The following is a 16681-nucleotide window of genomic DNA, read 5'->3' on the forward strand; positions in this document are numbered from 1 at the left end:
ACCCGGATTCACGCGTTCCGCCGTGGGGCGGCTCCCTCGTCAGCCCGCCTGGGGCTGATCCTGCAGAGGGTCTTCCTTCGTGTATGTGAGACGTTCCACCTGACCCGGCTGGAAGTCGTCCTTGATCTCCTTGCCGTTCACGAAGAGCTTCACGACCCCGGCGTCGCCGAGCACGAGGTCGACGGACTCCTTGTCCGTGAAGGTCTTGGACTCACCCTGCACGAGGGTGCCGTCGAAGAGCAGTCGGCCGGTGGAGTCCTTCGCGGAGATCCAGCTCTCGCCCGTGTCGGCCGTCAGGACGACCGTGACGAGGTCCTTGGGCGCGGCGGCGATGGCGCTGTCCGAGGGCTCCGGCTTGGGTGCCTGGGGGGTCTGGGGCTGAGGCTGGGCGGCCGGCTTCCCGCCGGTCTGGTGGGGTGCGGGCTTCGGGGAGGCGGAACCTTCCGCCACCGGACGCTTGCCCTTGTCGTCGCCGCCGCTGAAGGCGGTGAAGCCGACGAAGCCGATCACGGCGACGATGGCGGCGACCATGGCCGCGGTCCAGTTGGGCCGCTGCCGCTCGGGGCGGATGCGCTCGGCATCGAACATCGGCGCGGCGGGGGTGGGTGCCGGCCGGCCGCCGTGGGCCGCGTCGTAGCTCTCGACCAGGGGTGCCGGGTCGAGGTGGACGGCGCGGGCGAGCGTACGGATGTGACCGCGGGCGTAGACGTCGCCGCCGCACCGCGTGAAGTCGTCCTCTTCGATCGCGTGCACGATCGGGATGCGCACGCGGGTGGTGGAACTGACCTCGTCGACGGTGAGCCCGGCGGCGATCCGGGCCTTCTTGAGGGCCGTCCCGATGGAAGGCTCTTCGACGGGACGTTCGACGATGCGGTCCTCGGACCGGTCGTCGGTCGAAGGCCGCTCTTCTTCGGGGGAGTTGGAGTTGCCGATGGACACAAGGGCGCCTTTCGAGCGTGTAGCCACCTGCTGGATGTCCAGTCTAGGGGGGTGACGAAAGGGTGGAGCAACCGGAGGGTGCACTTCCTACGCCATCCGAATGGCGAACGAAGGTCCCGCCGGTGCGGCGGCCCGACGCCGTACGCGAAGTCGTGCGAGGTGCCGCCACCTCTCTTCAACTTGACGCGAGTCCAAGGGAAACGGTTGCCCGCGGTTTCATTACGGATGGGCCTCGCCGCGGATGACGGCCAGCACTCCGTCCAGCTCGTCGGCCTTCAGCAGCACGTCGCGCGCCTTCGAACCCTCGCTCGGACCGACGATGCCCCGCGATTCCATGAGGTCCATGAGCCGTCCGGCCTTCGCGAAACCCACCCGCAGCTTGCGCTGGAGCATCGAGGTGGAGCCGAACTGCGTCGAGACCACCAGCTCCGCCGCCTGGCACAGCAGGTCCAGGTCGTCGCCGATGTCCTCGTCGATCTCCTTCTTCTGCTTCTGCCCGACGGTGACGTCGTCCCGGAAGACGGGCGCCATCTGGTCCTTGCAGTGCTGGACGATCCCGGCGATCTCGTCCTCGGTGACGAAGGCGCCCTGGAGGCGGACCGGCTTGTTCGCCCCCATCGGCAGGAACAGCCCGTCGCCCTTGCCGATCAGCTTCTCGGCTCCGGGCTGGTCGAGGATGACCCGGCTGTCGGCGAGCGAGGACGTGGCGAAGGCGAGCCGCGAGGGCACGTTCGCCTTGATCAGGCCGGTGACCACGTCCACCGAGGGCCGCTGGGTCGCCAGCACCAGGTGGATGCCGGCCGCGCGGGCCAGCTGGGTGATCCGGACGATCGAGTCCTCGACGTCGCGCGGGGCCACCATCATCAGGTCCGCCAGCTCGTCGACGATCACCAGCAGGTACGGGTAGGGGCTGAGCTCGCGCTCGCTGCCCGGCGGCAGTTTGATCTTGCCGTCCCGGATGGCCTTGTTGAAGTCGTCGATGTGCCGGTAGCCGAAGGCGGCCAGGTCGTCGTAGCGCAGGTCCATCTCGCGCACGACCCACTGGAGCGCCTCGGCGGCCCGCTTGGGGTTGGTAATGATCGGCGTGATCAGGTGCGGGATGCCCTCGTACGCGGTCAGCTCGACCCGCTTGGGGTCCACCAGCACCATCCGCACGTCGTCCGGGGTGGCCCGGACCATGACGGAGGTGATCAGGCAGTTGATGCAGGAGGACTTTCCGGAACCGGTGGCGCCGGCGACCAGCACGTGCGGCATCTTGGCGAGGTTGGCCATCTCGTAGCCGCCCTCGACGTTCTTGCCGAGCGCGACCAGCATGGGGTGGTCGTCCTCGGCCGCGTCCGCGAGGCGCAGTACGTCGCCGAGGTTGACCATCTCGCGGTCGGAGTTCGGGATCTCGATGCCGACGGCCGACTTGCCCGGGATCGGGCTGATGATCCGGACGTCGGGCGAGGCGACGGCGTAGGCGATGTTCTTCGCCAGTGCCGTGATCCGCTCCACCTTCACCGCCGCCCCGAGGGTCACCTCGTAGCGCGTCACCGTCGGCCCCCGGGTGAAACCGGTGACCGTCGCGTCGACCTTGAACTCCGTGAAGACGTTCGTCAGCGAGGCGACCACCGCGTCGTTGGCGGCGCTGCGGGTCTTGCCCGGCCCGCCCCGCTCCAGCAGGTCGAGCGAGGGCAGTGCGTACGTGATGTCCCCGCGCAGCTGGAGCTGCTCGGCGCGCGGCGGCAGCGCCTGGGGCTCCGGCGGGGCCTTGGTCAGGTCGGGCACCGACAGCGTCCCCGAGGCCGCGGCGGTGGTGGCGTGCGGCGGCCGCTCGTCGGGAGTGGCGTGCGGCGGCCGTTCGTCCGGTGTGGCGGGAGCGGCGGCCGGCACGGGACGCTCCCCGCGGGCGGTCGGAACCGGCGCGGTGACCTCCGCACCCTCCCGCTCGACGGTGATCCCTTGCGTGAGGTCGGCGACGAGCGGGGAGGGCGGCATGCCGCCGTAGACCACCCCGTCCAGCGCGGCGGCGGCCGCCGCGGCCACGTCCACGGCGTCCATCTCCCGGTCCGCGGCCGGCCGGGCGGAGGCCCTGCGCGGCCTGCGCCGCCGGGCGAGCGCCTCCTCCTCCGCGGCGTCCGCCGGGTCGCCGGAGCCGGCGGACGCGCCCGCCCGGCCACGGGCCCGCCACTGCTCGGGGTCGTGCCGCTCGACCGGGCCAGCCTCGGCCTCCCCGTACCCCTCGTCGTACTCGTTCGGGGCGATGATCCCGAGCCGGATGCCGAGCCTGCGCAGCCGCTGCGGGATCGCGTTGACCGGGGTCGCGGTGACCACGAGCAGCCCGAAGATCGTCAGCAGCACCAGCATGGGCACGGCCAGCGGCGCGCCCATGGTGAAGATCAGCGGCTTGGAGGCGCCCCAGCCGATGAGCCCGCCCGCGTTCTGCATCGCGGTGGTGCCCTCGTCGCGGCCGGGCGCTCCGCAGGCGATGTGGACCAGGCCCAGGACCCCGATGGCGAGGGCGGAGAGCCCGATGCCGATGCGGCCGTTGGCATCGGGCTGCTCGGGATGGCGGATGAAACGTACCGCCATGACGCCGAGCAGGATCGGCACGAGCAGATCCAGTCGTCCGAAGGCGCCGGTGATCAGCATGGTGACCAGATCCCCGACGGGTCCGTTCAGGTTCGACCAGGTGCCGGCGGCGACGATCAGCGCGAGGGCGAGCAGCAGCAGCGCCAGGCCGTCCTTGCGGTGGGCGGGGTCGAGGTTCTTGGCCCCCTGGCCGATCCCGCGGAAGACGGCGCCGACCGCGTGTGCGCAGCCCAGCCACACGGCGCGCACCAGCCGCACCACGCCTCCCGTCGGGGACGGCGCGGGCTGGGCCGCGGCCTTCTTGGCCGGGGCGCGCTTGGCGGCCGCGGCCTTCTTCGCCGGAGGCTTGCGTGCGGGGGCCGCCTTCTTCGCCGGCGCCGTCGTACGGCCGGTGCGGCCCTTCGCGGTGCCCGCGGTGCTCTGGGAACCCTTGCCGGACGTACTTGAGGCCATGGGCCCGAGGTTACCGGTGCGCACGCCGGTGGACACGCGTGCCCACCCCTTCACCCGTTCGTGTCGTCGGCCCCGTCGTCGCTTTGACGCTCCGCCAGGACTGCGGCACGCTCGGTCAGTTCTGCGCGGGCAGGACCGGAGCGCCTCCGGCCGTCCCGGGCTCCAGCGCGTCGAGCGCCCGCCGCAGTCCGGTGAGTTTGCGTTCCAGATGGGCGGCGGTCGCCACCACGCCCGCATCGGCCGAGTCCTCGCCGAGCTGCTTGGTCAGCGCCTCCGCCTGCTCCTCCACCGCCGCGAGCCGCGCGGAGAGCTCGGCCAGCAGCCCGGCCGTCTCCTTGCTCGCGTCCACGCCGTTCGAACTGCCGCCCTCCAGCTGCAGCCGCAGCAGGGCCGCCTGCTCGCGCAGTTGGCAGTTCTTCGTATACAGCTCCACGAAGACCGAGACCTTGGCCCGCAGCACCCACGGGTCGAAGGGCTTGGAGATGTAGTCCACCGCGCCGGCCGCGTAGCCGCGGAACGTGTGGTGCGGACCGTGGTTGATCGCGGTGAGGAAGATGATCGGGATGTCCCGGGTCCGTTCCCGCCGCTTGATGTGCGCGGCCGTCTCGAATCCGTCCATGCCCGGCATCTGGACATCCAGCAGGATGACCGCGAAATCGTCCGTCAGCAGCGCCTTGAGCGCTTCCTCCCCCGACGACGCCCGGACCAGTGTCTGATCGAGCGCGGAGAGGATGGCCTCCAGCGCCAGCAGATTCTCCGGCCGGTCGTCGACCAGGAGGATCTTGGCCTTCTGCACCATGCCCTGTCCTCCTCGCCCCGGCACGGGGCCTCCCCGGCTCCAGGCGCCGGCATGTGCGCCGGGCCCCGCCCCAGAGGGCGGCATCCTTGCGCCGTCCGTCCTTGTGCCGGTCATCGTAGCCCCAGTCCCGAGATCGCCACACCCTGTCACCAAGATGTCACTGTGCACGAAGCAGAAACGTGGTGGGAGAGCAGAAGGTTCCCCGTTTGCCGAGCTCCCACACCGCTCCGGCCACAGCCGGTCGGCAAAGGGGCTCCCTCCGCTCTCCCCGTGATCACTTGCCGCGCATCCACTGCTCCATCACCGACAGCAGGTAGTCGGGGTCGACCGGCTTCGTGACGTAGTCGGAAGCACCGGAGTCGATCGCCTTCTCCCGGTCCCCCTTCATCGCCTTCGCCGTCAGCGCGATGATCGGCAGCCCCGCGAACTGCGGCATCCGCCGGATCGCCGAGGTCGTCGCGTACCCGTCCATCTCGGGCATCATGATGTCCATCAGCACGACCGTCACATCGTCGTGCTGCTCCAGGACTTCGATGCCCTCCCGCCCGTTCTCCGCGTACAGCACGGCCAGCCCGTGCTGCTCCAGCACGCTGGTGAGCGCGAAGACGTTGCGTACGTCGTCGTCCACGATGAGCACCTTCTCGCCGTGGAAGTCGTACGTCCGGGGCACCACCGGAAGTTCCTCCTCCGCGTTGGCCCAGCCGTCCTCGGCCCCCACCGCGTTCGGCTGCCCCGGCACCGCCGTACGCGGCTCCAGGTCGCTCAGCGGCTTGCGCCGCCGCCGGAACAGCGCGGCCCCGCCGCCCTGCCCCGGCCCGGCCGGCTCGGCGGTCGACAGCGCGGGCCGCGCCGGCTGGGAGTGCGCCGGCGGTACGGACGGGGACGCCGGCAGCGCGGGCCGCGCACCGTCGAGGGACCGGCGGTACAGCTCGCCGCGGGCCCCGCCGGGCGTCGGCGGCGCGTACCCCTGCGGAGGCAGCTCGCTCGGGTGCAGCGGCAGGTACAGCGTGAAGGTGGACCCGCGGCCGGGCTCACTGGCCGCGTGGATCTCCCCGCCGAGCAGCCGGGCGATCTCCCGGCTGATGGACAGGCCCAGACCAGTGCCGCCGTACTTGCGGCTCGTCGTCCCGTCCGCCTGCTTGAACGCCTCGAAGATCACCAGCATCTTGCTCGCCGCGATCCCGATCCCGGTGTCGGTCACCGAGAAGGCGATCAGGTCCGCGTCCGCCTCCCGCAGCGAACCGGCCTCCAGCAGCTGTTCGCGGATCGCCGTCGGCACATCGGCCCCGGCCGGCCGGATCACCAGCTCCACCGCCCCGCTGTCGGTGAACTTCACCGCGTTCGACAGCAGGTTGCGCAGTACTTGGAGCAGCCGCTGCTCGTCGGTGTGCAGGGTGGCCGGCAACTCCGGGGAGACCCGTACCGAGAAGTCCAGGCCCTTCTCCGCCGTCAGCGGCCGGAACGTCGCCTCCACGTAGTCCACGAGCTGGACCAGCGCGATCCGGGTCGGCGAGACGTCCATCTTCCCCGCCTCGACCTTCGACAGGTCGAGGATGTCGTTGATCAGCTGCAGCAGGTCCGAACCGGCGCCGTGGATCGTCTCGGCGAACTCCACCTGCTTGCCCGACAGGTTCTCGTCCGCGTTGTCAGCGAGCAGCTTGGCCAGGATCAGCAGCGAGTTGAGCGGGGTCCGCAGCTCGTGCGACATGTTCGCCAGGAACTCCGACTTGTAGCGCATCGAGACCGCGAGCTGCTCGGCACGCTCCTCCAGGACCTGCCGGGCCTCCTCGATCTCGGTGTTCTTCACCTCGATGTCCCGGTTCTGCTGCGCCAGCAGCTCGGCCTTCTCCTCCAGCTCCGCGTTGGCGGCCTGCAGGGCCTTCTGCCGGTTCTCCAGCTCGTCCGAACGCTCCCGCAGCTGCTCGGTCATCTCCTGCGACTGCTTCAGCAGCATCTCCGTCTTGGAGTTGACGCTGATGGTGTTGACGCTCGTACCGATCATCTCGGCGATCTGGCTGAGGAAATCCTTCTGGATCTGTGTGAAGGGCGTGAAGGAGGCCAGCTCGATGACGCCGAGCACCTTCCCCTCGAAGAGCACCGGCAGCACGATCACGTGCGCCGGCGGCGCCTCACCGAGCCCCGAGGAGATCTTCAGGTAGCCCGGCGGGGTGTTCTCGACGAGGATCGTCCGCTTCTCCTCCGCGACGGTCCCGATCAGCCCCTCACCCGGCCGGAAGGAGATGGGCATCTGGCCGCCCGCGTACGCGTAACTCCCGCGCATCCGCAGCTCGTACGAGCCGTCCGCGCCCCCCTCCGTCCCGATCTCGGTGGTGCCGCCGGCCGGCAGCGCCAGGAAGAAGGCGCCGTGCTGCGCCGAGACCACCGGGGTCAGCTCGCTCATGATCAGCGAGGCCACGTCGTCCAGCTCCCGGCGGCCCTGCATCAGGGCGGAGATCCGGGCGAGATTGCCCTTGAGCCAGTCCTGCTCCTTGTTGGCCAGGGTGGTGTCGCGCAGGTTCACGATCATCGTGTTGATGTTGTCCTGGAGGACCTGGATCTCGCCCGCCGCGTCCACGTCGACCTTCAGGCTCAGGTCGCCGCGCGTCACCGCGGTGGCCACGGCCGCGATCGCGCGCACCTGCCGGGTGAGGTTGCCGGCCATCTCGTTCACGGACTCGGTCAGGTCCCGCCAGGTGCCGTCGACGTCCCGGACCCGGGCCTGGCCGCCGAGGATGCCCTCGGTGCCCACCTCGCGGGCCACCCGCGTCACCTGGTCGGCGAAGGACGACAGCTGGTCGACCATCGTGTTGATGGTGGTCTTCAGCTCCAGGATCTCGCCCCGGGCGTCGATGTCGATCTTCTTGGTCATGTCGCCCTTGGCGATGGCGGTCGTGACCATGGCGATCTGCCGCACCTGACCGGTGAGGTTGGACGCCATGAAGTTCACCGAGTCGGTGAGGTCCTTCCACGTCCCCGAGACGCCCGGCACGTGCGCCTGGCCGCCCAGGCGTCCCTCCGTACCCACCTCGCGGGCCACCCGCGTCACCTCGTCGGCGAAGGAGGAGAGGGTCTTCACCATCGTGTTGACGGTGTCGGCGAGCTGCGCGACCTCGCCGCGCGCCTCGACCGTGACCTTCTTCGTCAGGTCGCCGTTGGCGACCGCCGCCGAGACCTGGGAGATGTTGCGCACCTGCGAGGTCAGGTTGTTGGCCATCAGATTGACGTTGTCGGTCAGGTCCTTCCAGATGCCCGTCACGCCGCGCACCCGGGCCTGACCGCCGAGGATGCCCTCGGAGCCCACCTCGCGGGCCACCCGCGTCACCTGCTCCGCGAAGGAGGACAGCTGGTCCACCATCGTGTTGACCGTGGTGACGAGTTCGAGGATCTCGCCCTTCGCGTCGACGGTGATCTTCTTGGAGAGGTCGCCCATGGCGACCGCCGTCGTCACCTCGGCGATGTTGCGCACCTGGGACGTCAGGTTGTTCGCCATGAAGTTGACGGACTGGGTGAGGTCCTTCCAGGTGCCGGAGACGCCCTTCACCTCCGCCTGGCCGCCGAGGATGCCCTCGGTGCCCACCTCCCGGGCCACCCGCGTCACCTGCTCCGCGAAGTTCGAGAGCTGGTCGACCATGGTGTTGAGGGTGTTCTTCAGCTCCAGGATCTCGCCCCGGGCGTCCACGTCGATCTTCTGCGAGAGGTCACCGCGCGCCACCGCGGTGGCGACCTGGGCGATGTTGCGCACCTGCGAGGTCAGGTTCCCGGCCATGCCGTTCACCGAGTCCGTCAGGTCACGCCATACGCCGGCCACCCCGGGCACCTGCGCCTGGCCCCCGAGCCGGCCCTCCGTACCCACGTCCCGGGCCACCCGCGTGACCTGCTCCGCGAAGGCCGAGAGCTGGTCGACCATCGTGTTGATGGTGTTCTTCAGCTCCAGGATCTCGCCCCGGGCGTCCACGTCGATCTTCTGGGACAGGTCGCCCCGGGCCACCGCCGTCGTCACCTGCGCGATCTGGCGCACCTGCGAGGTCAGGTTGCCGGCCATGAAGTTGACGGAGTCGGTGAGCTCCTTCCAGGTGCCGGACACCCCCTCCACACGGGCCTGGCCGCCGAGCCGGCCCTCCGTACCCACGTCCCGCGCCATCCGCGTGACCTGGTCGGCGAAGGAGGACAGCTGGTCCACCATCGTGTTCACGGTGTTCTTCAGCTGGAGCATCTCGCCGGAGACGTCCACGGTGACCTTCTGCGACAGGTCGCCGTTGGCCACCGCCGTCGTCACCTGCGCGATGTTGCGGACCTGCCCGGTGAGGTTGCGGAAGGCGGTGTTCACCGAGTCGGTGAGGTCCTTCCACGTCCCGGCCGCCCCCGGCACCTGCGCCTGGCCGCCCAGCTCACCCTCGACGCCGACCTCACGGGCCACCCGCGTCACTTCCGCACCGAAGGACTGGAGCTGGTCCACCATCGTGTTGACGGTGTTCTTCAGCTCCAGCATCTCGCCGGCCACGTCCACGGTGACCTTCTGCGACAGGTCGCCGTTGGCCACCGCCGTCGTCACCTGCGCGATGTCCCGCACCTGGGTCGTGAGGTTGCGGAAGACCGTGTTCACCGAGTCGGTGAGGTCCTTCCACGTCCCGGCCGCCCCCGGCACCTGCGCCTGGCCGCCGAGCAGCCCCTTGGCCCCGACCTCGCTGGCCACGCGCGTGACCTCGTCCGCGAAGGTCCGCAGGGTCTCGGTCATCTGATTGATCGTTTCGGCCAGCTGCGCCACCTCGCCGCGTGCGCTGACCCGCACCTTCTGCGACAGGTCGCCGTTCGCGACCGCCGTCGTCACCTGCGCGATCCCGCGCACCTGGGCCGTCAGGTTGCCGGCCATGGTGTTGACCGAGTCGGTCAGGTCCTTCCACACGCCCGCGACCCCGGGCACCTTCGCCTGGCCGCCCAGCTCGCCCTCCGTGCCCACCTCGCGGGCGACGCGGGTCACCTCGGAGGAGAAGGAGGACAGCTGGTCCACCATCGTGTTCACGGTGTTCTTCAACTGCAGCATCTCGCCGGCCACGTGCACCGTGACCTTGCGCGACAGATCACCCTTGGCGACCGCCGTCGTGACGAGAGCGATATCACGCACCTGAGCGGTGAGCCGGTACGCCATCGTATTGACGGAGTCGGTCAGGTCCTTCCAAGAACCAGACATTCCGCGTACCTGGGCCTGACCGCCGAGTTTGCCCTCGGTGCCCACCTCCAGCGCCACGCGCGTCACCTCGTCGGTGAACGCGGACAGCTGGTCGACCAGGTTGTTGACCGTGCGCCCGACCTTCAGGAACTCCCCGCGCAGCGGATGCCCGACCCCGTCGGCGGCCTGCGTCCGCAGGTCCATCCGCTGGTCCAGATCGCCCTCGGCCACCGCCGACAGCACCCGGCCCACCTCGGACACCGGCCGGGCCAGATCGTCCACCAGCTGGTTCGAGGCATCGATCGCGGCCGCCCAGGAGCCCTCGCAAGCACCTGTTTCCAGCCGTTCGCTCAGCTTGCCCTCGCGGCCCACCATCCGCCGGACCCGGGACAGCTCCCCGGTCAGGTGGAGGTTGCGGTCGGCGACCTCGTTGTAGACGGCGGCGATCTCCGCCATCACGCCCTCGCCGGACACCGTCAGCCGCTTGCGGAAGTTCCCGTCCCGCATCGACACCAGGGCCGTGAGCAGCCGGTTCAGAGCGGCGCTGTCGACCTCCGTCGTGCCACTGCGCCGGGCGCGACCGCCCTTCGGCCGCGTCCCCGTACGCCGCACCGCTGCGCCAGACTCCACCGTGTCCCTCCCGAAAGGGTCGACCACTGTTCCACCGGACACCTGACTCTTCTCAAGCCGGCTCTGCAAGCCTGCCCAGTGTTTCACCCTGGCCGAACCCGGCCATAACACTTCGGCACCATCGCACACCGGCCGTACCCTGCGGGTGGATTCCCCGACGACGGCACCATGCCGACCGCGAAGGTAAGTAACCTGGCACCCGATGTCCAACCGCGTCGAAGGAGAATCGTGATCACGGCACGGGCGGCTGCCAGTTTCGATCCCCTCGGGCGTTCGGTCGCCGCCGCTCGCACGTTCGTCCGCGACACCCTGCAGGGCTGGGGCTTCGCGGACATCGTCGACGACGCGGTGGTACTCACCAGCGAGCTCGTCACCAATGCCGTCGTCCACGCCGGAACCCGGGCCGAGGTCCTGTGCCTGCGCTCCGCGGGCGGCGTACGGGTCGAGGTCGCCGACCGCTACCCGGAGCGCGAGCTCCCCCTCCAGCACCCCGGTGACCGTCCGTACGCCGACCCCGACCGCGAGAACGGCCGCGGCCTGATGCTCTGCGCCGCCCTCGCCACCCGCTGGGGCGTCGAGTACACGGCCACGCACAAGCACGTGTGGTTCCGCCTCGACCTCCCAGACCGGCCGGTCGGTACCCGCTCGGCGGGCCCCGTCGTCCCCGACCAGCTGCTCCCCCTCGCCGACAGCCGGGTCCGCGTCGCCGTCCTCCAGATCGACTCGGCCGACACCGTCTCCGCCTGGAACGAGGACGCCGAGGCCATCTTCGGCTACGCCGCCGAGAAGGTCGTGGGCCGCCCGCTCGCCGAGCTCGCCGCCTGGCCGCAGACCCCCGGCACCGGCACCGGCATCGCCGAGGCCCTGCGCCTGTCCCGCTGGGAGGGCAGCTACGGCGTCCGCGGCTCCGACGGCCGCGTCATCCCCGTCTACGCCTCCCACCTGCGGGTCCGCGACGCCCACGGCGAACCGTCCATCGTCTGCCTCCTCGTCCACGACGACGAGCGCGCCCTGCTCCAGACCCCCGTACGGGTGCCGGCCTCCGACAGCGGCCACTTCACCGATCCGCGCCCCGCGGACCCCTTCGAGGTCTTCATCGGCTCCCCCGCCCCCGACGACCTCGACGGCCTCCTCCAGCGCACCGTCGAACGGGCCCGCGACCTCCTCGACGCCGACGCCGCCTTCCTGCTGCTCGCCACCGACGACGAGACCGAACTGGAGGTCCGCGCCACGACCGGCCTGCCCTCCACGCGCCAGCGCTTCGCCCGCGTCCCCGTCGAAGCCGGCACCAACCGCTACGGCTCCGCCCGCATGCCCGCCGTCCACGACGACCTCACCGCCGTCCCCGGAGCCGTCCCGCTCCTGGAGGCCACCGGCATGCGCTCCGCGGTCACCGTCCCCCTCAAGGTGGAGGGCCGGCTCACCGGCTCGCTGGGCGTCGCCGCCGAGACCCCCGGCCGCTACTCCAACGAAGAGGCCCTGCACCTCCAGTTCGCCGCCGACCGCATCGCCCTCGCCGTCGAGTCCGCCCGCCTCGGTGAACTGGAACGCCTGCGCCGCGGTTCCCTGTCCTTCCTCGTCGAGGCCTCCGACCTGCTGGCCGGCACCCTCGACCGGGACCAGACCCTGGCCCTCATGGCCCAGATGACCGTCCCGACCCTGGCCACCTGGTGCGCCGTCTACACCATCGCCGACCAGACCTCCGACCCGTACCTCTCCTACGTCCTCCACGAGGACGAGGAGCGCATCGACGGCCTCAAGGACCTGCTCTCCCGGGTCAGTCCGCCCGAACCGGTCCGCGAGGCCGGCGCCCGCCCGTGGCCCGAGACGGCCCTTGCGGTCGGCGGCGAGACGGTGGTTCTCCCCCTCCTCGCCCGCAACCGCGTGATCGGCCTGCTCACCCTCGGCAAGCCGCGGGAGGAGCACTTCCGCCAGGAGATCCTCGAACTCGCCGAGGACCTCTCCCGCCGGGCCGCCCTCGCCCTCGACAACGCCCGCCTCTACTCCGAGCGCACCGCGATCAGCCGCTCCCTGCAGCGCAGCCTGCTGCCGCCCGGCTCCCCCGCCATCCCCGGCATGGAGGTCGAGGTCATCTACCGCGCGGCCGGCGAAGGCAACGAGGTCGGCGGCGACTTTTACGACGTCTTCCCGATCCGCGAGGGCGTGTACGGCTTCGCCATCGGCGACGTCTGCGGTACGGGCCCCGAGGCGGCCGCCGTCACCGGCCTCGCCCGGCACGCACTGCGCCTGCTTGCCCGCGAAGGCCTCGGCGGCCCGGCGGTCCTCGAACGCCTCAACGCGGCCATCCTCGACGAGGGCGCCCGCAGCCGCTTCCTCACCCTCCTCTACGGCGAGCTCCACCCCCAGCCCGACGGCGGCGCCCTGATGAAGGTCGTCTGCGCGGGCCACCCGCTCCCGCTGCGCCTGCGCCCGAACGGCCGGGTCGACGCGGCCGCCGACCCGCAGCCCCTGCTGGGCGTGATCGAGGACCTGGACCTCTACGAACAGACCCTCACCCTCGACCCCGGCGACGTCCTGCTCTGCGTCACGGACGGCGTGACGGAGCGCCGCGAGGGCACCCGCATGCTCGGCGACGACGGCCTCACCGAAGTCCTCACCACCTGCACGGGCCTCACCGCCGGAGCGGTCGCCTCCCGCGTCCTGCGCGCGGTGGAACGCTTCGCGGCCGAACCCGCCTCGGACGACATGGCGATCCTCGCGTTCCGCGTCCCGCACCAGCGCCCCGGCGAATAAACCCGGTGCGGGCGGCCGTCGCCTGCGCTAGCCTCGGCGCCCATGCCGACCCCCCGGATCCGCCCCGATTACACCGCCGACGAACGCACCCAGCTCCTGGGCTGGCTCGACATGCAGCGTTCGATCATCCATTGGAAGTGCGAGGGCCTCTCCGACGAGGACGCCCACCGCCCCGTCCTGCCGTCCTCGCCCCTGATGACGGCCGCGGGACTCGTCTCCCACATGCGCTGGGTCGAGCACTGCTGGTTCGACGTGATTCTGTTGAACCGCCCGACCGACACCAACCCCCAGTTCGGGGACGTGGAGGACGCGGACATGAAGGTGGAGGGCATCCCCCTGCGCCGGCTCCTGGACGAGTACGACCGCCAGTGCGCGACGTCGAACGAGATACTCGCGACCCTCTCGCTGGACGACACCGGCCTCAACCAGGAGTTCAAGGCCGGCGCCGCCTCCGTACGCTGGGTCCTGCTCCACATGATCGAGGAAACGGCCCGCCACGCCGGCCACCTGGACGCGGTCCGCGAACTCGTGGACGGCGAGAAGGGCTACTACTGAGCCCTGCCGAGCCCGCCTGAAACCGACCCGGAACGCAAAAAGGCCCCCGCCAAATGGCGGGGGCCTTCTTTATTGGAGCCCTTTAACGGAATCGAACCGTTGACCTTCTCCTTACCATGGAGACGCTCTACCGACTGAGCTAAAAGGGCGGGTTGTTCGGCGGCGTCCTACTCTCCCACAGGGTCCCCCCTGCAGTACCATCGGCGCTGAAAGGCTTAGCTTCCGGGTTCGGAATGTAACCGGGCGTTTCCCTAACGCTATGACCACCGAAACACTATGAAATTTGAACGCTGGCATGAACACAGCTGTTCGTTATTTCAGAACTAACACAGTGGACGCGAGCAACTGAGGACAAGCCCTCGGCCTATTAGTACCAGTCAGCTTCACCCGTTACCGGGCTTCCACATCTGGCCTATCAACCCAGTCGTCTACTGGGAGCCTTACCCTCTCAAGGAGGTGGGAATACTCATCTTGAAGCAGGCTTCCCGCTTAGATGCTTTCAGCGGTTATCCCTCCCGAACGTAGCCAACCAGCCATGCCCTTGGCAGGACAACTGGCACACCAGAGGTTCGTCCGTCCCGGTCCTCTCGTACTAGGGACAGCCCTTCTCAATATTCCTACGCGCACAGCGGATAGGGACCGAACTGTCTCACGACGTTCTAAACCCAGCTCGCGTACCGCTTTAATGGGCGAACAGCCCAACCCTTGGGACCGACTCCAGCCCCAGGATGCGACGAGCCGACATCGAGGTGCCAAACCATCCCGTCGATATGGACTCTTGGGGAAGATCAGCCTGTTATCCCCGGGGTACCTTTTATCCGTTGAGCGACGGCGCTTCCACAAGCCACCGCCGGATCACTAGTCCCGACTTTCGTCCCTGCTCGACCCGTCGGTCTCACAGTCAAGCTCCCTTGTGCACTTACACTCAACACCTGATTGCCAACCAGGCTGAGGGAACCTTTGGGCGCCTCCGTTACTCTTTGGGAGGCAACCGCCCCAGTTAAACTACCCATCAGACACTGTCCCTGATCCGGATCACGGACCGAGGTTAGACATCCAGCACGACCAGAGTGGTATTTCAACGACGACTCCACCCCAACTGGCGTTGGGGTTTCAAAGTCTCCCACCTATCCTACACAAGCCGAACCGAACACCAATATCAAACTATAGTAAAGGTCCCGGGGTCTTTCCGTCCTGCTGCGCGAAACGAGCATCTTTACTCGTAGTGCAATTTCACCGGGCCTATGGTTGAGACAGTCGAGAAGTCGTTACGCCATTCGTGCAGGTCGGAACTTACCCGACAAGGAATTTCGCTACCTTAGGATGGTTATAGTTACCACCGCCGTTTACTGGCGCTTAAGTTCTCAGCTTCGCACGCCCGAAAGCGCACTAACCGGTCCCCTTAACGTTCCAGCACCGGGCAGGCGTCAGTCCGTATACATCGCCTTACGGCTTCGCACGGACCTGTGTTTTTAGTAAACAGTCGCTTCTCGCTGGTCTCTGCGGCCACCCCCAGCTCACGGAGTAAATCCGATCACCAGTGATGGCCCCCCTTCTCCCGAAGTTACGGGGGCATTTTGCCGAGTTCCTTAACCATAGTTCACCCGAACGCCTCGGTATTCTCTACCTGACCACCTGAGTCGGTTTAGGGTACGGGCCGCCATGAAACTCGCTAGAGGCTTTTCTCGACAGCATAGGATCATCCACTTCACCACAATCGGCTCGGCATCAGGTCTCAGCCTTATATGAGGGACGGATTTGCCTACCCCTCGGCCTACACCCTTACCCCGGGACAACCACCGCCCGGGCTGGACTACCTTCCTGCGTCACCCCATCGCTTACCTACTACCACCTTGGATCGGCGGCTCCACCACTTTCCCTTGCCCGAAGGCTCCGGAACGGCTTCACGGCCTTAGCATTAGAGGATTCGATATTGGGCGTTTCAAAGCGGGTACCGGAATATCAACCGGTTGTCCATCGACTACGCCTGTCGGCCTCGCCTTAGGTCCCGACTTACCCTGGGCAGATCAGCTTGACCCAGGAACCCTTAGTCAATCGGCGCACACGTTTCTCACGTGTGTATCGCTACTCATGCCTGCATTCTCACTCGTGAACCGTCCACAACTAGCTTCCGCTGCTGCTTCACCCGGCACACGACGCTCCCCTACCCATCACAGCGGGCGTTGGCCCTATTGCTGCAATGACACGACTTCGGCGGTACGCTTGAGCCCCGCTACATTGTCGGCGCGGAATCACTTGACCAGTGAGCTATTACGCACTCTTTCAAGGGTGGCTGCTTCTAAGCCAACCTCCTGGTTGTCTCTGCGACTCCACATCCTTTCCCACTTAGCGTACGCTTAGGGGCCTTAGTCGATGCTCTGGGCTGTTTCCCTCTCGACCATGGAGCTTATCCCCCACAGTCTCACTGCCACGCTCTCACTTACCGGCATTCGGAGTTTGGCTAAGGTCAGTAACCCGGTAGGGCCCATCGCCTATCCAGTGCTCTACCTCCGGCAAGAAACACGTGACGCTGCACCTAAATGCATTTCGGGGAGAACCAGCTATCACGGAGTTTGATTGGCCTTTCACCCCTAACCACAGGTCATCCCCCAGGTTTTCAACCCTGGTGGGTTCGGTCCTCCACGAAGTCTTACCTCCGCTTCAACCTGCCCATGGCTAGATCACTCCGCTTCGGGTCTAGAGCGTGCAACTCAATCGCCCTATTCGGACTCGCTTTCGCTACGGCTTCCCCACACGGGTTAACCTCGCTACACACCGCTAACTCGCAGGCTCATTCTTCAAAAGGCACG

The 16681-nt window shown here is 68.3% G+C and carries 6 protein-coding genes, 1 tRNA gene and 2 rRNA genes (1 of these 9 only partly in view); 2 read left to right on the forward strand and 7 right to left on the reverse strand.

Features of this window, described 5'->3' with window-relative positions; all coding sequences use genetic code 11:
* Positions 1-39: 39 nt before the first annotated feature.
* The 4 genes from OG534_RS09775 to OG534_RS09790 form a co-directional block, all read right to left on the reverse strand.
* A complete protein-coding gene (locus tag OG534_RS09775) occupies positions 40-939 on the reverse strand; it encodes a helix-turn-helix domain-containing protein (RefSeq protein ID WP_326587702.1) in 900 nt (299 codons plus the stop codon).
* A gap of 219 nt (positions 940-1158) precedes the next feature.
* Complete coding sequence (locus OG534_RS09780) at positions 1159-3966, reverse strand: DNA translocase FtsK (RefSeq protein ID WP_326587703.1); 2808 nt, start codon at positions 3964-3966, stop codon at positions 1159-1161.
* Positions 3967-4081: 115 nt separating this feature from the next.
* Complete coding sequence (locus tag OG534_RS09785; protein ID WP_326587704.1) at positions 4082-4765, reverse strand: response regulator; 684 nt, start codon at positions 4763-4765, stop codon at positions 4082-4084.
* A gap of 274 nt (positions 4766-5039) precedes the next feature.
* Positions 5040-10562 (reverse strand): HAMP domain-containing protein, encoded by a 5523-nt coding sequence (locus tag OG534_RS09790; protein WP_326587705.1) that lies wholly within the window; start codon positions 10560-10562, stop codon positions 5040-5042.
* Positions 10563-10730: 168 nt separating this feature from the next.
* Between OG534_RS09790 and OG534_RS09795 the strand changes: the two genes are divergently transcribed.
* Both OG534_RS09795 and OG534_RS09800 read left to right on the forward strand, forming a co-directional pair.
* Entirely contained in the window at positions 10731-13316 is a 2586-nt protein-coding gene (locus OG534_RS09795; protein ID WP_326587706.1) for a SpoIIE family protein phosphatase, read from the forward strand.
* 42 nt (positions 13317-13358) lie between these two features.
* Entirely contained in the window at positions 13359-13871 is a 513-nt protein-coding gene (locus tag OG534_RS09800) for a DinB family protein (RefSeq protein ID WP_326587707.1), read from the forward strand.
* 73 nt (positions 13872-13944) lie between these two features.
* On the opposite strand, the gene OG534_RS09805 is transcribed toward OG534_RS09800, so the two are convergent.
* The 3 genes from OG534_RS09805 to OG534_RS09815 form a co-directional block, all read right to left on the reverse strand.
* Positions 13945-14020: transfer RNA gene (locus tag OG534_RS09805), tRNA-Thr, on the reverse strand.
* 5 nt (positions 14021-14025) lie between these two features.
* Positions 14026-14142, reverse strand: a 5S ribosomal RNA gene (rrf, locus tag OG534_RS09810).
* A 76-nt stretch (positions 14143-14218) separates the two neighbouring features.
* Positions 14219-16681 (reverse strand): 23S ribosomal RNA (locus OG534_RS09815); it runs 661 nt beyond the window's last position.

The sequence above is a fragment of the Streptomyces sp. NBC_01294 genome (genome assembly GCF_035917235.1).
Taxonomy (GTDB): Bacteria; Actinomycetota; Actinomycetes; order Streptomycetales; family Streptomycetaceae; genus Streptomyces; species Streptomyces caledonius.